We start from the raw sequence: 19,356 nt of genomic DNA, 5'->3' as shown, positions 1-19,356 counted from the left end.
ATCGCGGGGCCGGTGATCAGGGGGGCCGCTTCAGTTCGTCAGCAGCGCGTTGATCGCCTGCATGTCCTCTTCACCGAGCGTGCCCGCCGCCGCCTTCAGGCGCAGCTGCGCGAGCAGGGTGTCGTAGCGCGCGCGGGACAGCTGCTGCAGGGTGTCGGCGAGCTGGGTCTGGGCGTTGAGCACGTCGATGTTGATGCGCACGCCGACCTCGTAGCCGAGCTTGTTGGCCTCGAGCGCGGACAGCGAGGACACGCGCGCCGCCTCGAGCGCCTTGACCTGCGCCATGCCACTGGTGACCCCCAGCCACGACTGGCGCGCAGCCAGTGCGGCGCTGCGGCGGGCATCTTCCAGGTCGGCGTCGGCCTTCATGCGCAGCGCGGCGGCCTCGCGCGACACCGAAGACACGCGCCCGCCGGCGTACAGAGGCAGATTCAGTTGCAGGCCGATCGTGGTCGCCTCCGAGCGGTCGGTGCTCGGCTGCGGGCGATTGTTAACGCCATGGCTGGCAACGATGTCGACCGTGGGCAGGTGGCCCGCGCGCGCGCGCTCGACCTCGCGCGCGGCAATCTCGCGCGCCAGTTGCTGCGCCTGCACGCCGAAACTGCCGGACTCCGCCGCGGCGACCCAGTCGGCGATGTTCTCGGGCTGCGGGCGTTGCAAGCCCACGCCCTCACGCAGGCCGGCAAGCGGTTCCGGCTGCTTGCCGATGACCTGAGCCAATGTCTGGCGCGCAACCTCGAGCTGGTTCTGGGCGGCGATCTCCTGCGCCGAGGCGAGATCGAAGCGCGACTGCGCCTCATGCACATCGGTGATGGTGACGGTGCCGACCTCGAAGCTGGTCTTGGCGAGTTCGAGCTGTTCGGCAGCGGCCATGCGCAACTGCGTCACCGCGTCGAGCGCATCCTGCGCGTTGAGCACGTTGAAGTAGGCCTCGGCCACGCGCAACACCAGGTCCTGGCGGGCAATGCCGAACTGGGTCGCGGCCAGCGCGGTCTGCAGCTCGCCCTGCTTGAACTGCACCCAGTTCTGCCAGCGGAACAGCGGCTGGGTCAACTGGACGCCGTAGCCGTTGCTGTTGTAGGTGTAATCGTTACTGACACCACCCTTCGGTTTGAGGTCGGCGTCGTTCCAGGTCGTATCCGCGCCCAGCCCGATCTGCGGCAACAGCCCCGCGCGCCCCTGAACCACCTTCTCCTGCCCGGCCTCGTACTGCGCACGCGCAGCGGAGAACTTCGCGTCGTTGGCGAGCGCATCGCGATACACCTGCATCAGGTCGGCGGCGAGTGCACCACCGGAAAAAATGCCTGCGATGCAGACCGCCAGGATTCGCTTCATCGTGTTCTCCGCTATTGAGGTGCGCCGCACTCAGTACTGCGCCATCCTCGGGTCGACCTGCGCCGCCCAGCCGGCCACGCCTCCCGCCAGGTTGATGACATTGGCGAAGCCCTGGCGCTCGAGGAACATGCACACCTGCGCGCTGCGCCCGCCGTGGTGGCAGATCACCACCGTCTCGCGCTCGCGATCGAGCTCGGGAAAACGCGCCGGCACGCTGCCCATGGGCATCGCCACGGAGCCCTCGATCCGGCAGATCTCGAGCTCCCAGGGTTCGCGCACGTCGAGCAGCAAGGGTGCCGGCTGCTGCGGGTCGTCGAGGCGCTGGGCGAGCTGGGCGGGACTGATCTGGCGCATGGGCGGACTCAGAAGCTGAAACCGTCGCGCTGCGGTGCGTTCTTCAGCATCGGCACCACGGTCTCGAAGATGTCTTCGGTGCGGAAGCGGCCTTCGCCCTCGCAGGTGACCAGGCGCGCCTTCATGACCGGCGCCTCGCCGACGAAGGCGAACAGGCGACCGCCGACCTTGAGCTGCTCGAGCAGCGCCTGCGGCACGAAGGGCAGGCCGCCGGAAACGACGATGACGTCGTAGGGCGCGCGCTCGGCCCAGCCGCCGATGCCGTCACCCTGCACCACGACGACGTTCTCCACCCCGTTGCGCGCCAGGTTGGTGCCTGCCAGCTTCACCAGCTCGGGCTCGATCTCGATCGTGCGCACCCACTCGGTACGCGCCGCCAGCAGCGCGGCGAAGTAGCCCGAACCGGTGCCGACCTCGAGCACCGAGTCCGATTTCGCCAGGCGCAGCGCCTGCAGCACCTTGCCCTCGATCACCGGCTTCAGCATGACCTGACCGCAGCCGATCGGGATCTCCACCTCGGTGAAGGCCAGCTCGCGATACGCGGCGGGAACGAATTCCTCGCGCTTGACCGTCATCAGGAGGTCGAGCACGTCCTGATCCAGCACCTCCCAGGGGCGGATCTGCTGCTCGACCATGTTGAAGCGCGCTTTCTCGAAGTTCATCAGGGACTCCCGGCGAAATATTAGCACACGCTAATTGATAGCGTTGTCCATAGAGGCAAAACCGCGTCATTCTAGCGCAGATGCTGCGCCGCGATCCGCAGCCGCAAGACAATAGCAGGGCCGGTGAGGCCCCATCCGCGGACCTTGCGGTCGGGGCGCGCACGTCGCAAGGAGCGTCGCCGCGGCCTCAGCCGGCCTTGCCGCTGTCCGCCTTCCGTGTCCGCCCCCGCGGGCTCCGGGCGTCGGCCTTGCGCGCGGCCCCCTTCTGTCCCGCCCCGCGTTGCGCCGTGCCGCGTCCGGGGTCGGCCCGCTCCAGCCACAGCAAGGCGTCGACATGGGTCACGAAGGCCTCCAGATACTGCGGCGCGAGCTCGCGCATGCGTATCAGCGCCTGCAGCGCCAGGTAATGCGAATTGAGCGGCCCGGCGTTGTCCGGGGCCTGGGCCAGGGCGCGCGCCAGCTGCTGCTCCAGGCTGAGCCGCGACCAGCTACCGCGGAAATGGCGCAGCACCTTCAGCTCGGCGAGCGGCGCCGGAGCGCCGCCACCCGCCAGCTCGGGCGCAAGCGGCGTGCCCGCCTGCCGCGCCACATGGGCGAGCAGCTCGGCCAGTGGTCCGCCTGTGCCCTCGCGCTGCGCCGGTCCTCCCCGCTCCCGTCCACGCCCGGCCGCGAACACCGCCTCGCCGCCGGCGCGTTCGAAGCGGTCGCGCACGGCGGCCAGGCGGCGCTCGATCTTGCGCACCAGGGCCGTGCGCGCGGCGCCGTCGAAGGCGTCGAGCCGGCGCAGCATGGCCTCGATGACGCGCACGCCGACCGCATCGAAGCGCGCTGCACCGCAGGTGTGCAGGGCCTCGAGCCGGGCCGCCAGCTCGCCACCCGGCTCCACGCCGGCCACCGGCCGATCGTGCCCCTGCGTCGCGCTCATCCGCCGGTCGCGTCCATGGCCGCCGCCTGCTGCGCGCTCCGCGGCACCGGCGCCATCTCCACCCGACGGTTGCGCGCGCGGCCTTCCTCATCGAGATTCGACGCCACAGGCTGCTCCGAACCGAAGGCGGCGGCGAACACCGCCGACGAGGGCACGCCCTCCTCGATCAGCGCCCGGGTCACGGTCAGCGCGCGCTGCGCGGACAGGTCCCAGTTGTCGGTGAAGCGGCGGTTGCTGTCGAGCACCGGACGGTCGTCGGTGAAGCCGCTCACCATCAGCAGCTCCTCGCGAGTGGCGAGGTAGGCGGCCAGCGGCGGCGCCAGGCTCTGCAGCACCTGGCGCCCCTCGGGCTGCAGCTCGGCCGAGTTGAGCGCGAACAGCACGCTGCCGCTGATGCCGATGCGGCCGTCGTTCAGGGTCACCCGTCCGCTCGCCAGCGGCACCGCGAGCGCCTTCTCCAGCGCCTCGCGGCGCTGCTCCTCGACGCGGCGTTTCTGCACCTCGGCCTCGAGCGTGGTCGCCAGTTCGAGCTGCACGCCGAGCACGCCGACCAGGATCAGCACGAAGGCACCCAGCAGGCCCGACATCAGGTCACCGAACACGCCCCAGGCCGGTGCGGACTGCTCGATGGCGCCGTCGCCGCCGTGCACGTCGTCCATGCTCACGCCTCACCCGCCGCGGCGGAACGGCCGGGCAGCTGCTGCAGGTCGTCGACGATCCGCTTCTGCGACATCAGGCTGAGGTCGATCAGCTCGCGCGCCTGGGCGACGTAATAGGCGAGCTGCTCGTCGCTGCGCGTCATCGCCTTCTCCAGCGCGCCTTCGATGCGCTGCAGGCCGGCCATGAGCTTGTCGTTCGAGTCGCTGAACAGCTGCACCGCCAGCCCGAAGCCCTCGGCCAGGCTGGCGACCTCGACCGCGCCGCCGGCGACCTCGCCGGCGGTGTCGGCCAGGCGGCCGGACTCGGATTCGATGCGCGCGACGAAACCCGCGCTGGCGCGCTCCAGCGCTGCGGCCGAGGACGCCACCAGGGCGTCGATGGCCTGGCGCTGTTCGCCGGAGGCGTGGTTGATCGCGTCCAGCAGCTCGCGCAGGGTTTCCATGATGCGGTTGCGCTCGTCGAGCGCGGCGTTGTCGCGAGCGATGCTGGCCGACAGCTCCTGGCGCAGCTGGCCGATCACCTCGGCCGCGGCGCGCGGGGCCTCGGCGGCGGTCTGCATCAGCGCAGTGACCTGCTCGATGCTGCGGTTGGCCTGCTCCTGCGTGCTGGCAGCGAGCGTGCGCGCGGTTTCGTCGAGGCGGTCGACGATCGCCTGCTGGCGGCCGGCGATGTGCTCGATCGTGCGGCTGGCGTGCGCCTCGGTGGTGGCGGCGAGGCGCTGCGCGGTCCGTTCCAGCGCATCGACGACCCGCTGCTGACGACTGCCGGCCTGCTCGCTCATCTGCTGCCACTCGCCATGCAGCGACGCGGCCATCGCCTGCAGCGCCTCGGTCTGCGCACGCTGGCGGGCGGCCTCGCGCGTGGCCAGTTCGGCCTGCAGCGCGGTGAGCGAGGCGCCGACCTGGTCGACGAGGGCGGCCGAGCGCTGGGCGAAGGTTTCGGCGAAGGACTGCAGCGCACGCTGCAACTCGGCCGCGACCGCCTGGTTGCTGCGTTCGTGGCTGGCCAGCGCCTGCGTCCAGGTCTCGGTCACGCCGTCGGCGGCGCCGCCGAAGCGGGCGATCAGGCCGTCGAGCTGGGCCTGCACCGACCCGGCGACGCGGCCGTGCAGCGCGGCGGTCTGTTCGGCGAGCGCGGCGGCGGTGGCGGCCAGCTCGGCCCGCAGTTCGCCATGCGCCTCGCCGACCGAGGCCAGCAGGGCCGTGGCGCGCTGCTCGAAACCGCTGTTCCAGGCGGCGAAGGAGGCGTCGAGCTTGTCGCCGAGCACCGTGCTGCTGCGTTCCTGGCGGGCGAGCGCCGTCGTCCAGGTCTCGGCCACGGTCGTCACCGCCGCATCCAGGCGCTGCGACACGCCATCGAGCTGGGCCTGCACGCCATCGGCCACGCGCTGCTGCAGCGCCGTCGTCTCGCGGGCGATGCCGGCCATGGTGTCCGCCACCAGGGGCTGGATCGTCTGCCCGGCCAGGCGCGCGCTCTCGGTCAGGCTCGCCTTCAGGGACGCATCGACCGACGCGGCGAGTTCCGCGTAGCTGCCGCGCGCATCCGCGTAGAAGCGCTGCTGCTCGCTCGCCATGCGCTCGTGCAGTTCGCGGCTCTGGCGCTCGCTTTGCGCCATCATCGCCTGCAGGGTCTCGATCAGCACCGGCAGCGTGCGCGCCTGCTCCTGCACCGCCTGGAAGGCCTCCTGGCGCTGCTGCGCGAGCGAGAAGCCGCGCAGCTCGCGCGCGATGCGGCCGTCCAGCACCTGCGAAGCCTGCAGCCGGGCGCGGCGGCACAGCGCGGAGATCAGCCCCAGCATGGCCGACGCCGCCACGCCGGCGACCGAGGTCCCGAAGGCCACGCCCAGGCCCTTGACCGGCGCCGCCAGCGAGGAGCGGATGGTGTGCAGGTCGGTGGTGGTCTCGAGCGCGATCACCGCGCCGTTCAGCGTCATCACCATGCCGAGGAAGGTGCCGAGCATGCCCAGCAGCACCAGCAGGCCGACCAGGTAGGGCGTCAGCGCCGGACCGGGCAGGCCGACGCGCTCGCCCTCCAGGCGCAGGCGCACCGCGTTCTGCAGCGAGGGCGGCAGCGCGCGCACCCACGCGGCGGCATCCGTGAGTTCTGCCGGGATCGTGTCCAGCGCGCGCTGCAGCGCCGCGGTCTCGCGATCGAAACGCAGCAGTTCCAGCGCGCCGCTCAGATACACGACACCGATCAGCGCCGTCATGCCCAGGGCCAGCGGACCGAGTCCGACGTAGCCGGCTCCCACCCACCCCACCACGGCCGCCCCCACCAGGAAGGCGGCCACGCTCAAGCTTCTGTTCATTGGAGTTCCGTCGATTCCTTGTCCAGTGCCGCGAGCAGCCCCGCGACCGGCAGCAGGCGCAGCTCCAGCTCGGCGAGCAGCACACGCTGCATGTCGGCGCAGAAGCGCGCGAGCCAGCCACCCGCCTGCATCCATTGCGCGGGGTCGTCGGGCTGCGCGGCCTCGCGTGCCTGTCGATGCGCTTCGAGAAGCTGCGCGAAGCGCTTGCCGAGCAGCACCGGCACCGTGGCCAGCAGATTCGCCTCGCGCGCCGCCAGCGCCTGCTCCATCACCGCGTCGAGCGCGGCGAGCTGCCCGAGCGCAGCCGAATGCCGCCCCAGCGCGGTGCGGACCGCGGCCCGCAGCGGCGCGATGCCCGCTGCCATCGCGCGCTGATGTGCGAGGTAGTGGCGATGGAAGGGCGCGAAATCGGCCGCCTCCGCGGGCGTGGCGTTCGCCAGCGGCGTCGGCAGGTCCGCGCCGGCGGTGACGGCTGCGCCGAGCGTCGCGCGCACCCGTGCCAGCTCCGCGCGCAGCAACGCCGCCGGCATGGCGCGCGCAGCCGGTCGCGCTGCGGCCGAGTTCAGCGCCGAGTACAGGGCCAGGGCGTCCTTCAGGTCCAGCCACTCGCTCAGGCGCGCGGCGAAATCCTGCTTCGTGTCCGCGACCTCGGCCACCGCGAGTTCGGCGAGCAGCCTCACCAGCCCGGCACTGTTGAAACGCGTTCGCGGCAAGCCCTGCGTCATCCTCGCAACCCGGCCCCGACCGTCGGCGCGGACGGGGCGAAAAAGGGCGAAGGCTACACCAAAGCGGGGGCTCGCGTCGGCCCGCCCGGCACCGCGCGCCCGATCCGGCTCAGGCCGCGCCCGGCTTCACCCGATACCACGCGGCGTACAGCGCGGGCAGGAACAGGATGGTGAGCACGGTCGCCACCGTCAGCCCACCCATGATCGCCACCGCCATCGGCCCGAAGAAGGTGCTGCGCGACAGCGGCACCATGGCGAGGATGGCCGCCGCGGCGGTGAGCATGATCGGGCGGAAGCGGCGCACCGCGGACTCGACGATCGCCTCCCACTGCGTGCGCCCGGCCTCGACGTCCTGGCGGATCTGATCCACCAGGATTACCGAGTTGCGCATGATCATGCCCGACAGCGCGATCGTGCCGAGCAGGGCGACGAAGCCGAAGGGCTTGCCGAAGGCGAGCAGGAAGGCGGTCACCCCGATCATGCCCAGCGGCGCGGTCAGCACCACCATGATCGTGCGCGAGAAGCTCTTGAGCTGCAGCATCAGCACGGTCAGCACGGTGAGGATGAAGACCGGCATCCCCGCGCCCACCGAGCCGCTGCCCTTGGCGCTCTCCTCCACCGCACCGCCGACCTCGAGCCGGTAACCGAGCGGCAGGTCGGCGCGGATGCGCGCCATCTCGGCGGCGAGCTGGCCGACCACCACCGCGGGCTGGGTGCCGTCGTACAGCGAGGCGCGCACGGTCACGGTGGGGATGCGGTTGCGCCGCCAGATCACGCCCGTCTCGAAATCGTGCTCGACGCGCACCACCTGCGCCAGCGGCACGCTGCGCCCGCCCGCCACCGGCAGGGCGAGGTCGGCGAGCAGGGACAGGTGGGTGCGCTCGGATTCCGCGCCGCGCAGCACCACGGCGATGGTCTCGGTGCCCTCGCGGAACTGGGTCACCGTCATGCCCTGCAGCGAGGTCGCGAGCAGGCTGGAGATGTCCTGGGTGGACACGCCGAGCAGGCGCGCCTTGTCCTGGTCGATGGCCAGGCGCACCACCTTGGACGGCTCCTCCCAGTCCAGATGCACGTTGGACAGGTGCGCATTGCCGCGCATCGCCGCGGCCACCGCGTGCGCCTGGCGGCGCAGCGCGTCGAAGTCCGGCCCGCTCACCCGGTATTGCACCGGGAAGCCCACCGGCGGGCCGTTCTCGAGCCGCACGACGATGCCGCGCAAGGGCCAGGCCTCGTCCTCGAACAGCCGGATCAGCTTCGCGCGCAAGGCCTCGCGCTCGGCCAGGCCGTTGGTCAGGATCACGAACTGGGCGAAATTGGTCTGCGGCAGTTGCTGGTCGAGCGGCAGGTAGAAGCGCGGGCTGCCGCTGCCGACCCAGGCCACGAAATTGTCGATGCCGTCCTGATCGTCGAGGAAGGCCTCCAGCCGCTTCACCGCGACCTCGGTGGCCTGGTGCGAGACGCCTTCGGCCAGGCGCAGGTCGACCAGCAGCTCGGGCCGCGTCGAATCGGGGAAGAACTGCTGCGGGACGAAGCGCGCGAACACGAACAGCGAGGCGGCGAAGATCGCCACCGTGAGCACGATCACCGTCCACCGGAACTCGACGCAGGCATTCACCAGCGCGCGCAGGCGCCTGTAGAAGGGCGTGTGGTAGATCGCGAACTCGTCGTGCTGCTCATTGGCGTGGATGTCGCGTTCCGCCAGCCGCCGCCCGAGCGCCGGCCACACCCGCCCGACCAGGCGTGCCAGCGCCGAGGGCTGGCCCGCGCGCTTGCTGAAGTCGGGCAGCAGGTGGTAACCGAGGTAGGGCACGAACAGCACCGCCGCGATCCACGACACCAGCAGCGCGGTCACCGTGACCTGGAAGATCGAGCGCGTGAATTCGCCCACCGAGGACGCCGCCAGCGCCACCGGCAGGAAGCCCGCCGCGGTCACCAGGGTGCCGGACAGCATCGGCATCGCGGTCGAGGTCCACGCGTAGCTGGCGGCGCGCACCCGGCCCCAGCCCTGCTCCATCTTGCTCGCCATCATCTCGACCGCGATGATCGCGTCGTCCACCAGCAGGCCGAGGGCGATGATCAGCGCACCCAGCGAGATCTTGTGCAGGCCGATGTCGAGCAGGTGCATGAACATGAAGGTGATCGCCAGCACCACCGGGATGATCACCAGCACCACGATGCCGGTGCGCAGGCCCAGCGACAGCAGGCTCACCGCCATCACGATGATCACCGCCTCGGCCAGCACCTTGACGAACTCGTCGACCGCCCGCGTGACCGCGCGCGGCTGGTCGGCCACGCGCTCCAGCCGGATGCCGGCCGGCAGCTGGGACACGATCTTGTCCACCGCCTGATCCAGCTGGCGGCCGAGGGCGACGATGTCGCCGCCGGCGCGCATCGACACACCGATGCCGAGCGCCTCCTGCCCCATGTAGCGCAGGCGCTCGGCGGGCGGATCGGCGTAGCCGCGGCGCACCTCGGCCACGTCGCCCAGGCGGAAGCTGCGTCCGCCGGCACGGATCACGGTAGCGCGGATGGCGTCGAGGTCCTCGAACTGGCCGCTCGGACGCAGCCAGATGCGATCCTCCGCGGTCTCGAAGAAGCCGGCGCCGGTCTCGGCGTTCTGCTTCGCCAGCGCACCGACGATGTCGTCCAGGCGCAGGCCGAAGGTGGCGAGCTTGGTATTGGAGAGTTCGATGAACACGCGCTGCGGCTGCTCGGCGAAGAAGCTGACCTTGGCCACGTCCTTCACCCGCAGCAGCTCGCTGCGGATCGCCTCGGCGTGGCGCTTGAGCTCGGCGTGGCCGACGCCCTCGCCCACCAGCGCGAACAGGTTGCCGTAGGTGTCGCCGAACTCGTCGTTGAAGTACGGCCCGCGCACCCCGGTCGGGAAGGTGTGGGCGATGTCGCCGATCTTCTTGCGCACCTGGTACCAGATCTCGGGGATGTCGCGCGAGCGGGTGCTGTCCTTGACCAGGAAGAACACCATGGTCTCGCCCGGCTTGGAGTAGCTGCGGATCACGTCGGCCTGGGCGATCTCCTGCAGCTTCCTCTCGATCTTGTCGGTGACCTGCTGCTCCATCTCGCGCGCGCTCGCTCCCGGCCATTCGGCGCGCACCACCATGACCTTGAAGGTGAAGGGCGGATCCTCGGACTGGCCGAGGCGGGTGTAGGAGAAGATGCCGATCAGGGTGCTGACGATCAGGAAGTACAGCACCAGCGAGCGGTGGGTCAGCCCCCACTCCGACAGGTTGAAGGGGCCGCGGCCGATCGGGTTCTCGTCGGGGTGCTTCATCGCGCGACATCCAGCCGCACCGGCGCGCCTTCCTCGACCGCGCGCACCGTCTCGCCCTCGACCAGGGTCTGCACGCCCGCCACCACCAGCCGTGTCCGGGCCGGCAGCTCGGCTCGCAGCAGGGCGCCGTCCTCGCGCCAGGCGAGCACCTCGACCGCGAGCGGGCGGACCGTGTCGTCGTCGCCGACCACCCACACCGTGCCGCCATCGGGCCTGCCCGGCGCGCGCGTGACCGCGGCCAGCGGCAGCAGCACGCCGCCGTCGGCGGAGGCGGCGAAGGCCACGCTCGCGGTGGCCCCCAGCGCCAGACCGGCGTCGGCCTGCGCCACCGCCACCCGCAGCGCGTAGGTGCGGGTGGCCGGATCGGCGGCCGGCGCCACCTCGCGCACGCTGGCGGCGTACTCGCGGTCCGGCGCCGCCCAGGTCCGCACCCGCGCCGGCGTGCCGGGACGCAGCGCCGCCGCGCGGCCCTCGGGAACGTGGATCAGGACCTCGCGCTCGTCGGGACGGGCGAGGCGGAACACCGGCTGCCCGGCGCCCACCACCTGCCCCGGCTCGGCGAACACCGCGGTGACGACGCCGGCGGCCGGTGCTTCCAGCCGCGTGTAGCCGGTCTGGTTGGCCGCGGCGTCGGCCTGCGCGCGCGCCTGGCGCAAGCGCGCCTCGGCGGCCTGCAGCGCGGTGCGGCGGGCGTCGAGCACCGAGGACGACACGAACTGGCGCGCGGCCAGCTCCTGCGCGCGGGCGTGTTCCGTGCGCGCCAGCGCCAGGTCGGCCTCGGCGGCGGTCAGCGCCGCCTGCGCCGCGCTGGCGGCCAGGTGCGCATCGGCGGGGTCGAGCAGCGCCAGCAGCGCGCCCGCGGCGACCTCGGTGCCGACATCGACCCTGCGCTCGACCAGCTTGCCGCCGACCCGGAAGCCGAGGTCGGTCTCGATGCGCGCACGCACCTCGCCCGAGTACAGCTGCACCGCCGGCGGCGCCGCCGCCCCGTCGACGGTCCGCACCAGCACCGCGCGCGGCGGCGCGGCCCCCGACGGGGGCGGCGAACAGGATGCGAGCAGGCTGGCGCCAGCCAGCGCGATCAGGACGGTACGGATGCGCATCGGGATTCTCTGCAGGGCGCGGACGCGCCGGTTCGGGCCAGGGTCTGGTGTCGCGAAACGAGGGCCCAAGTGTAGCGCCTCGGCTCCGTGACCACGGTCACCGAAGGGCCCGGACCGGGGCGAACGCGGACGGAAACGGCGCGGGAGCGCCCGCGCGCGGACCGTCCTCCGCTTCGGGCGGCGGGAAAGCGGAGCCGCCCGAGCGCCGCGCCACCTGCGGCCCCCGGGCGGCTGTTGGATCCCGGGCGTCTTGCCACGCCGGAGGGCATCCAGTATCGTCCCGACTCTCGTTGGGGGTGCCCGCCGCGCACGGGCTGAGAAACACCCTTGGAACCTGATCCGGCTCGCACCGGCGTAGGGAAACGTACTTCATGAGCCATTCCGCACCATCCGCTGCCGCCACCGGCAGCGCGTCCGCTTCTTCCCGCATCCCCAACGTGGTCTCGATCGCAGGCATCGACCCGTCGGGCGGTGCCGGCGTGTTCGCCGACCTCAAGGCCTTCTCCGCGCTCGGCGCCTACGGCTGCGGCGTGGTCGCCGCGCTGACCGCGCAGAACACGCAGGCGGTCACCGGCGTGCATGTGCCGCCCACCGACTTCCTGCGCCTGCAGATCGACACCCTGTACGCCGACGTGCAGCTGCACGCGACCAAGATCGGCATGCTCGGCAGCGCCGAGGTCACCGCCACCGTGGCCGAGCGCCTGGCGCACTGGCAGGCGGTGAACGTGGTGCTCGACCCGGTGATGGTCGCCAAGAGCGGCGACAGCCTGCTGGCGAAGAGCGCGATCTCGATGATGCGCGAGGCGCTGTTCCCGCAGGCCTTCCTGATCACCCCCAACCTGCCCGAGGCCGGCGTGCTGCTCGAGCAGCGCGCGCCGGAGACGGTCAAGGAGATGTACCGCGCCGCCGAGCGCCTGCGCGAGCTGCTGCCCTTGTCCTCCGAGCGCTGGGTGCTGCTCAAGGGCGGCCACCTCCCCGGCAACGAGCTGGTCGACCTGCTGTTCGACGGCGACCGCATGGTCGAGCTGCCAGCGCCGCGCATCGACACCAAGAACACCCACGGCACCGGCTGCACGCTGAGTTCGGCGATCGCCGCGTTGCTGCCGCAGGCCGCAGGCCAGTTCCGCCCGGTCGAGACCGCGGTGCGCCACGCCCGCCAGTGGCTGCTCGGCGCGATCGCCCACGCCGGCGAGCTCGCGGTCGGCAGCGGCCACGGCCCGGTCCATCACTTCCACGCCCTGTGGCGTCGCCCGCAGGCCTCGTCCTGACTTTCCACCGCCCGCCGCCCATGCGCGGCGGCCCCACCTGCTCACGCATAAACACATCGATCCCCAGGAGACACAGCCCATGAACGCCAACGAGAAATTCATCGCCGCCGAGGCGCACGTCGACGAGGCCGCGATCGCCCCGCTGCCCAACTCGCGCAAGATCTACGTCGAGGGCTCACGCCCCGACCTGCGCGTGCCGATGCGCGAGATCACGCAAAGCGACACCCCGGCCTCCTTCGGCGCCGAGAAGAACCCGCCGATCTTCGTCTACGACTGTTCCGGCCCCTACACCGACCCGGCGGCGAAGATCGACATCCGCTCGGGCCTGCCCGCGCTGCGCCAGCGCTGGATCGAGGAGCGCGGCGACACCGAGGTGCTGCCCGGGCTGTCCTCCGAATTCGGCCGCCAGCGCACCGCCGACAAGACCCTGGACGAGCTGCGCTTCCCCGGCCTGCACCGCGCCCCGCGCCGCGCCAAGCCGGGCATGAACGTGACCCAGATGCACTACGCCCGGCGCGGCATCATCACCCCCGAGATGGAATACATCGCCATCCGCGAGAACCTCAACCGCGAGCAGTACATCGCCTCGCTGCGCGCCAGCGGGGGCCTCAAGGGCCAGAAGATGGCCGACATGATGCTGCGCCAGCATCCGGGGCAGAACTTCGGCGCCAGCCTGCCGGCGACGATCACCCCCGAGTTCGTGCGCGACGAGGTCGCCCGCGGGCGCGCCATCATCCCCAACAACATCAACCACCCCGAGTCCGAGCCGATGATCATCGGCCGCAACTTCCTCACCAAGATCAACGCCAACATCGGCAACTCGGCGGTCACCTCCAGCATCGCCGAGGAAGTCGACAAGATGACCTGGTCGATCCGCTGGGGCGGCGACACGGTGATGGATCTCTCCACCGGCAAGAACATCCACGAGACCCGCGAGTGGATCATCCGCAACTCGCCGGTGCCGATCGGCACGGTGCCGATCTACCAGGCCCTGGAGAAGGTCAACGGCCGTGCCGAGGACCTGACCTGGGAAATCTTCCGCGACACCCTGATCGAGCAGGCCGAGCAGGGCGTGGACTACTTCACCATCCACGCCGGCGTGCTGCTGCGCTACGTGCCGCTGACCGCCAACCGCATGACCGGCATCGTCTCGCGCGGCGGCTCGATCATGGCCAAGTGGTGCCTGGCGCATCACAAGGAGAGCTTCCTCTACACCCACTTCGAGGACATCTGCGAGATCATGAAGGCCTACGACGTGGCCTTCAGCCTGGGCGACGGCCTGCGCCCGGGCTCGATCTACGACGCCAACGACGAGGCGCAGCTGGGCGAACTCAAGATCCTGGGCGAGCTCACCGACATCGCCTGGCGCCACGACGTGCAGGTCATGATCGAGGGCCCCGGCCACGTGCCGCTGCACCTGATCAAGGAGAACATGGACCTGCAGCTCGAGTGGTGCAAGGAGGCGCCCTTCTACACCCTGGGGCCGCTCACCACCGACATCGCCCCGGGCTACGACCACATCACCAGCGGCATCGGCGCGGCCACCATCGGCTGGTACGGCACCGCGATGCTGTGCTACGTGACGCCCAAGGAGCACCTGGGCCTGCCCAACAAGCAGGACGTCAAGGAAGGCATCATCACCTACAAGCTCGCCGCGCACGCCGCCGATCTGGCCAAGGGCCACCCGGGCGCGCAGATCCGCGACAACGCGCTCTCCAAGGCGCGCTTCGAGTTCCGCTGGGAAGACCAGTTCAACCTCGGCCTCGACCCGGACAAGGCGAAGGAATTCCACGACGAGACCCTGCCCAAGGACTCGGCCAAGGTGGCGCACTTCTGCTCGATGTGCGGCCCGCACTTCTGCTCGATGAAGATCACCCAGGACGTGCGCGACTTCGCCGCGCAGCAGGGCATCGACGAGCAGGCCGCGCTCGAGAAGGGCATGGAGGTGAAGTCGATCGAGTTCGTGAAGAGCGGGGCCGAGGTCTATCGCAACGTCTGACCCGCGCTGCGGGAGGGTCCGTGCCCGGCGCACGGTCCCTCCCGTGCTCGAGGTTCGACCCAGATCAAGTCCGCCATCGTCATGGTGGTCCATAGTGTCCCTGGTCGTTCGCGCCCGATCGCGCGAATCCACCCTTCCCTACCAGGAGATGCCTCATGACCGCCATGATGAAAGCGACCGTCTTCGTCGCCCCCGGCCGTATCGAACTGGTCGACAAGCCGATTCCCCAAGTCGGCCCCAACGACGCCCTGATCCGCATCACCACGACCACGATCTGCGGCACCGACGTCCACATCCTGAAGGGCGAATACCCGGTCGTGCCGGGCCTCACCATCGGCCACGAGCCGGTCGGCGTGATCGAGAAGCTCGGCAGCGCGGTGCAGGGCTACCGCGAAGGTCAGCGCGTCGTCGCCGGCGCGATCTGCCCCAACTTCAACTCCTATGCCGCGCAGGACGGCGCCGCCTCGCAGGACGGCAGCTACCTGATCCCGTCCGGACAGTGCGGCGGCCACGGCTACAAGGCCACCGCCGGCTGGCGCTTCGGCAACCTGATCGACGGCACCCAGGCCGAATACGTGCTGGTGCCCGACGCGCAAGCCAACCTCGCGCCGATTCCCGACGGCCTCACCGACGAGCAGGTGCTGATGTGCCCGGACATCATGTCCACCGGCTTCAAGGGCGCCGAGAACGCCAACATCAGGCTCGGCGACACGGTGGTGGTGTTCGCCCAGGGGCCGATCGGCCTGTGCGCCACCGCCGGCGCGCGGCTGATGGGCGCGACCATGGTGATCGCGGTCGACGGCAACGACCACCGCCTCGGCATCTCGAAGGTGATGGGCGCCGACGTGACGCTGAACTTCCGCAACTGCGACGTGGTGAGCGAGGTCATGAAGCTCACCGGCGGGCGCGGCGCCGACTCCGCGATCGAGGCCCTGGGCACCCAGGCCACCTTCGAACAGGCGCTGCGCGTGCTCAAGCCCGGCGGCACGCTGTCCAGCCTCGGGGTGTATTCGAGCGACCTGACGATCCCGCTGTCGGCCTTCGCCGCCGGCCTCGGCGACCACCGCATCAACACCGCGCTGTGCCCCGGCGGCAAGGAACGCATGCGCCGGCTGATGAACGTGGTCGCGTCCAACCGCGTCGACCTGGGCGTGCTGGTGACCCACACCTACAAGCTCGACGACATCGTCGCCGCCTACGAGCTGTTCGCCAACCAGCGCGACGGCGTGCTGAAGGTGGCGATCAAGCCGAACTGAGCGGGCCGGCGAGCACCCGCCTGCACGAAGAGGGCGCCTTCACGGGCGCCCTTTTTTGTGTGCGGCGCCCTTCGACGCCGATCCTGTCGCGAAGCCGGCCGTACAGCGTCTACACTACTGGGTTTCGCTTCCCGGCCGTCCGCGCTGCGATGGCCTGCCAATGCCCATGACCCCGCTCGACCGCTTCACCCAGGATGACCTGATCGCCCAGCTCGGCATGGAGACCGTGGCCAAGGGGCTGGGCTATCTGAGCCGGGTGAGTGCGCTGTCGAGCGATGGCGGTGCGGTGTCCGCGCTGGTCAAGGGACGGCAGAGAACGCCGTACGACGTCTCTGCCGAGGTGATCGAGAAGGGCGGGCGAGCGGCCCTGGTCAACACCTGCACCTGCCCGATGGGCTACGACTGCAAGCATGTCGCGGCGATGATGCTGTCGTGGCTGCAGCGCCGCCTGCGCCCGGATCGCCCGCGCGAGCAGGTGCTGGCCTGGGTCGCGGGGTTCCGCGACACCGTCAGCGCGCTGTCCGCGGAGGGCGGCCCGAAGCGCAGGACCAGCACGAATGTCCACGCCCTGCGCTACGTGATCGAGGCCGATGCCTACGGCGGCGACTACCATGTCGCCTGCTACAAGGTGCGGCTCGACCAGCAGGGCGAGGTCCGCCAGAAGGAACGCTGGAGCAACATCGAGCGTGCGCTGCAGGTACCCCCCGCCTTCGTCGACGAAACCGACCTCGACATCCTGCGCCTGCTGTGGGCCCATCGTCCGCGCGGCCGGGCCATCGCCGATGCGCCCCTGCCGCTGGACGGCAAGAACAGCGTCGAACTGATGAACGCACTGCTCGCCAGCGAGCGGCTGCATGTCGACGACCTCGCCGGCCCGCCGCTGCACGCGGGCAACCCGCGTCCGGGCGCCCCCGACTGGACGCTGACCGCCGACGGCCTGCGCGCACCGGTGCTGAAGCTCGAGCCCCCCGCCGAGCGCATCCTGCCCCTGCTGCCCCCCTGGTACGTGGACAGCGCACGCGCCGAGGCCGGCCCGATCACGCTCGAAGTCCCCGCAGAACTGGTGCAGCGCCTGCTGTGGCTGCCGCCGCTGACCCAGGCCGAATCCGAACTGGTCTCCGAAACCCTGGCCGAGGTCGCCCCTGCCTTGCCGCAGCCCACCCAGCGCGGCGAGCCGCCGGTGGAGATCGGCGGCTCGCCGGTACCGGTGCTGCGCCTGGATACCCGGCCGGTCCATCAGGCGCGTTTTCGCGGCTACGCCGCCTACGGCACCTACGAATTCGACTTCGCCGTGCTCGCCTTCCGCTACGGCCCGGTCACCGTGGATGCCGAGGACGGGCGTCTGTTCCATCCGCTACCCGACGGCCGCAGCGCCCGGGTCGGCCGCGACGAGGCTGCCGAACGTGCCGCCGCGCAGCGCCTGGCCGCCGCCGGCTTCGGTCGCGTGCCGCCGGGGGCGGTGCAGACCGCCTTTGGCCCCCTGCCCCAGGGCGCCATGGGATTGGCGAGCGAGGCAGCCTGGCCCGCCTTCATGGCCGACACCCTGCCGGCGCTGCGTGCGGAGGACTGGGTGGTGGAGTTTCCCGCCGATTTCCGCCACCACGCGATCGACATCGACCACCTGATGCTCGACATCGACGAGCACGAGGACGGCTGGCTGGGCCTGTCGCCCGGCATCGAGGTCGACGGCAGGGCCTTGCCGCTGGCCCCGCTGCTGGCCGGCCTGTTCGCGCACGATCCGCGCTGGCTCTCCGGCCGGCTCGACGACATCGCCGACAACGAGGCGGTGATCCTGGAGGACGAGACCCTCGGCCGCCTGCGCATCGGCGCGGCGCGCATCAAACCCCTGGTGCGCGCGCTCGTGGACCTGTTCGACCGCCCCGACCACGACTGGCGGCTGTCGAGGCTCGACGCCACCCGCCTGGCCGATCTCGACCTGCCCGGCCGCGGCGTCGAGCGCGTCGCCGAGATCGCCGCCCGCCTGCGCAATGCGGAAGGCATCGAGGCGGTCGCCACGCCGCCCGGCTTCCGCGCCGAACTGCGCCCCTACCAGCTCGAAGGCCTGGCCTGGCTGCAGCATCTGGTGCGCCACGACCTCGCCGGCATCCTCGCCGACGACATGGGCCTGGGCAAGACCGCGCAGACGCTGGCCCACCTGCTCGCCGAGAAGCAGGCCGGCCGGCTCGACCAGCCCGCGCTGGTGATCCTGCCCACCTCGCTGGTGTTCAACTGGCAGGCCGAGGCCGAGCGGTTCGCGCCCGACCTGAAGGTGCTGAACCTGCACGGCTCCGACCGCCACGCCCGCTTCGACGAGCTGCACGCAGGCGACGCCGGGGGCGAGAAGATCGATATCGCGCTCACCACCTACCCGCTGCTGTGGCGCGACGCTGAGCAACTGCAGGCGCGCGAGTGGAGCCTGCTGATCCTGGACGAGGCGCAGACGGTCAAGAACGCCGCAAGCAAGGGCGCGCAGGTGATCCGCCAGCTCAAGGCCCGCCACCGCCTGGGCCTCACCGGTACGCCGCTGGAGAACCACCTCGGCGAGCTGTGGGCGCAGTTCGACTTCCTGCTGCCGGGTTTCCTCGGCACGCACAAGCACTTCACCCAGACCTGGCGCACGCCGATCGAAAGGCATGGCGACACGGTGCGCCGCGACCTGCTCGCCGCCCGCCTGCGCCCCTTCATCCTGCGCCGCCGCAAGGAGGACGTCGCCACCGAGCTGCCGCCCAAGACCATCATCGTGCGCAGCGTCGGCCTCGAGGGCGGCCAGCGCGACCTCTACGAGACGGTGCGCGCGGCGATGGACGAGAAGGTGCGCGCCGAGATCGCCGGCAAGGGCTTCGCGCGCAGCCAGATCGTGATCCTGGATGCGCTGCTCAAGCTGCGCCAGGTGTGCTGCGACCCGCGCCTGCTCAAGTCGCCGGCGGCCGCGCGCGTCAAGGAGCGCGCCAAGCTCGACCTGCTGATGGACATGCTGCCGGAGCTGATCGACGAGGGCCGGCGCATCCTGGTGTTCTCGCAGTTCACCACCATGCTCGGCCTGATCGCGACCGAGCTGGACAAGGCCAAGATCGGCTGGGTGGCGCTGACCGGCGACACCCGCGACCGCCGCATCCCGGTGGAAGACTTCCAGAAGGGGCGCGTGCCGGTGTTCCTGATCAGCCTGAAGGCCGGCGGCGTGGGCCTCAACCTGACCGCCGCCGACACCGTGATCCACTACGACCCGTGGTGGAACCCCGCGGCCGAGAACCAGGCCACCGACCGCGCCCACCGCATCGGCCAGGACAAGCCGGTGTTCGTGTTCAAGCTGGTGTGCGCGGGAAGCATCGAGGAGAAGATCCTCGCCCTGCAGGAGAAGAAGGCGGCGCTCGCCGAGAGCGTGCTGTCCGAGGACGCCGACGCGCTTGCCAAGTTCGGCGAGGCCGACATCGCGGCGCTGCTGGCGCCGCTGCCGGCTCCCGGGCGGTGAACG

At 71.0% G+C, this 19,356-nt stretch carries 13 protein-coding genes and 1 riboswitch; of the genes, 4 read left to right on the top strand and 9 right to left on the bottom strand.

The genetic code is table 11. The features are described from left to right. Positions 1 to 30 precede the first annotated feature (30 nt). The 9 genes from CKCBHOJB_RS03690 to CKCBHOJB_RS03650 all read right to left on the bottom strand — a co-directional run bounded on the left by CKCBHOJB_RS03690 (position 31) and on the right by CKCBHOJB_RS03650 (position 11,361). The gene (locus CKCBHOJB_RS03690; protein WP_281050687.1) at positions 31 to 1,335 is read right to left on the bottom strand and encodes a TolC family outer membrane protein; all 1,305 of its coding nucleotides are present in this window, start codon (positions 1,333 to 1,335) and stop codon (positions 31 to 33) included. Between the two features lie 30 nt (positions 1,336 to 1,365). Beyond that, on the bottom strand, positions 1,366 to 1,689 hold the full coding sequence (locus tag CKCBHOJB_RS03685; RefSeq protein ID WP_281050686.1) for a rhodanese-like domain-containing protein: 324 nt from the start codon (positions 1,687 to 1,689) through the stop codon (positions 1,366 to 1,368). An 8-nt stretch (positions 1,690 to 1,697) separates the two neighbouring features. Next, positions 1,698 to 2,351, bottom strand: a complete 654-nt coding sequence (locus CKCBHOJB_RS03680; protein ID WP_281050685.1) for a protein-L-isoaspartate O-methyltransferase — start codon at positions 2,349 to 2,351, stop codon at positions 1,698 to 1,700. A gap of 187 nt (positions 2,352 to 2,538) precedes the next feature. Then, a complete protein-coding gene (locus tag CKCBHOJB_RS03675) occupies positions 2,539 to 3,276 on the bottom strand; it encodes a DUF2894 domain-containing protein (protein ID WP_281050684.1) in 738 nt (245 codons plus the stop codon). After that, on the bottom strand, positions 3,273 to 3,935 hold the full coding sequence (locus tag CKCBHOJB_RS03670) for an OmpA family protein (protein ID WP_281050683.1): 663 nt from the start codon (positions 3,933 to 3,935) through the stop codon (positions 3,273 to 3,275). The genes CKCBHOJB_RS03675 and CKCBHOJB_RS03670 overlap by 4 nt, the downstream gene beginning before the upstream one ends. 2 nt (positions 3,936 to 3,937) lie before the next feature. Continuing rightward, positions 3,938 to 6,244, bottom strand: a complete 2,307-nt coding sequence (locus CKCBHOJB_RS03665) for a DUF802 domain-containing protein (protein ID WP_281050682.1) — start codon at positions 6,242 to 6,244, stop codon at positions 3,938 to 3,940. Then, on the bottom strand, positions 6,241 to 6,957 hold the full coding sequence (locus CKCBHOJB_RS03660; RefSeq protein ID WP_281050681.1) for a DUF3348 family protein: 717 nt from the start codon (positions 6,955 to 6,957) through the stop codon (positions 6,241 to 6,243). Before CKCBHOJB_RS03660 ends, CKCBHOJB_RS03665 begins: the two co-directional genes overlap by 4 nt. Before the next feature lie 121 nt (positions 6,958 to 7,078). Continuing rightward, positions 7,079 to 10,258, bottom strand: a complete 3,180-nt coding sequence (locus tag CKCBHOJB_RS03655) for an efflux RND transporter permease subunit (RefSeq protein ID WP_281050680.1) — start codon at positions 10,256 to 10,258, stop codon at positions 7,079 to 7,081. Next, a complete protein-coding gene (locus CKCBHOJB_RS03650; RefSeq protein ID WP_281050679.1) occupies positions 10,255 to 11,361 on the bottom strand; it encodes an efflux RND transporter periplasmic adaptor subunit in 1,107 nt (368 codons plus the stop codon). Before CKCBHOJB_RS03650 ends, CKCBHOJB_RS03655 begins: the two co-directional genes overlap by 4 nt. Before the next feature lie 282 nt (positions 11,362 to 11,643). After that, a riboswitch (TPP riboswitch) is annotated at positions 11,644 to 11,739 on the top strand. On the opposite strand from CKCBHOJB_RS03650, the gene thiD reads away from it, so the two are divergent. The 4 genes from thiD to CKCBHOJB_RS03630 all read left to right on the top strand — a co-directional run bounded on the left by thiD (position 11,733) and on the right by CKCBHOJB_RS03630 (position 19,353). After that, positions 11,733 to 12,629: a bifunctional hydroxymethylpyrimidine kinase/phosphomethylpyrimidine kinase gene (gene thiD, locus CKCBHOJB_RS03645; protein ID WP_281050678.1), complete on the top strand. Its 897-nt coding sequence runs from the start codon at positions 11,733 to 11,735 to the stop codon at positions 12,627 to 12,629. It overlaps the preceding riboswitch by 7 nt. Before the next feature lie 79 nt (positions 12,630 to 12,708). After that, a complete protein-coding gene (gene thiC, locus CKCBHOJB_RS03640) occupies positions 12,709 to 14,628 on the top strand; it encodes a phosphomethylpyrimidine synthase ThiC (RefSeq protein WP_281050677.1) in 1,920 nt (639 codons plus the stop codon). A gap of 155 nt (positions 14,629 to 14,783) precedes the next feature. Continuing rightward, a complete protein-coding gene (locus tag CKCBHOJB_RS03635; RefSeq protein WP_281050676.1) occupies positions 14,784 to 15,884 on the top strand; it encodes an NAD(P)-dependent alcohol dehydrogenase in 1,101 nt (366 codons plus the stop codon). 160 nt (positions 15,885 to 16,044) lie between these two features. Next, positions 16,045 to 19,353: a DEAD/DEAH box helicase gene (locus tag CKCBHOJB_RS03630; protein WP_281050675.1), complete on the top strand. Its 3,309-nt coding sequence runs from the start codon at positions 16,045 to 16,047 to the stop codon at positions 19,351 to 19,353. The last annotated feature ends 3 nt before the right edge of the window (positions 19,354 to 19,356 follow it).

The organism is Thauera sp. GDN1 (genome assembly GCF_029223545.1).
Classification (GTDB): domain Bacteria; phylum Pseudomonadota; class Gammaproteobacteria; order Burkholderiales; family Rhodocyclaceae; genus Thauera.
Note: the sequence above shows the minus strand (reverse complement) of the source record. Positions and strands in the feature narration are given on the sequence as shown.

Bases quoted from the DNA above. Each gene is read 5' to 3' on its own strand.
- CKCBHOJB_RS03650 (WP_281050679.1), bottom strand. From the start codon at position 11,361: ATGCGCATCCGTACCGTCCTGATCGCGCTGGCTGGCGCCAGCCTGCTC.
- CKCBHOJB_RS03630 (WP_281050675.1), top strand. From the start codon at position 16,045: ATGCCCATGACCCCGCTCGACCGCTTCACCCAGGATGACCTGATCGCC.
- CKCBHOJB_RS03690 (WP_281050687.1), bottom strand. From the start codon at position 1,335: ATGAAGCGAATCCTGGCGGTCTGCATCGCAGGCATTTTTTCCGGTGGT.
- thiD (WP_281050678.1), top strand. From the start codon at position 11,733: ATGAGCCATTCCGCACCATCCGCTGCCGCCACCGGCAGCGCGTCCGCT.
- CKCBHOJB_RS03665 (WP_281050682.1), bottom strand. From the start codon at position 6,244: ATGAACAGAAGCTTGAGCGTGGCCGCCTTCCTGGTGGGGGCGGCCGTG.
- CKCBHOJB_RS03635 (WP_281050676.1), top strand. From the start codon at position 14,784: ATGACCGCCATGATGAAAGCGACCGTCTTCGTCGCCCCCGGCCGTATC.
- CKCBHOJB_RS03655 (WP_281050680.1), bottom strand. From the start codon at position 10,258: ATGAAGCACCCCGACGAGAACCCGATCGGCCGCGGCCCCTTCAACCTG.
- thiC (WP_281050677.1), top strand. From the start codon at position 12,709: ATGAACGCCAACGAGAAATTCATCGCCGCCGAGGCGCACGTCGACGAG.
- CKCBHOJB_RS03670 (WP_281050683.1), bottom strand. From the start codon at position 3,935: ATGGACGACGTGCACGGCGGCGACGGCGCCATCGAGCAGTCCGCACCG.
- CKCBHOJB_RS03680 (WP_281050685.1), bottom strand. From the start codon at position 2,351: ATGAACTTCGAGAAAGCGCGCTTCAACATGGTCGAGCAGCAGATCCGC.
- CKCBHOJB_RS03685 (WP_281050686.1), bottom strand. From the start codon at position 1,689: ATGCGCCAGATCAGTCCCGCCCAGCTCGCCCAGCGCCTCGACGACCCG.
- CKCBHOJB_RS03675 (WP_281050684.1), bottom strand. From the start codon at position 3,276: ATGAGCGCGACGCAGGGGCACGATCGGCCGGTGGCCGGCGTGGAGCCG.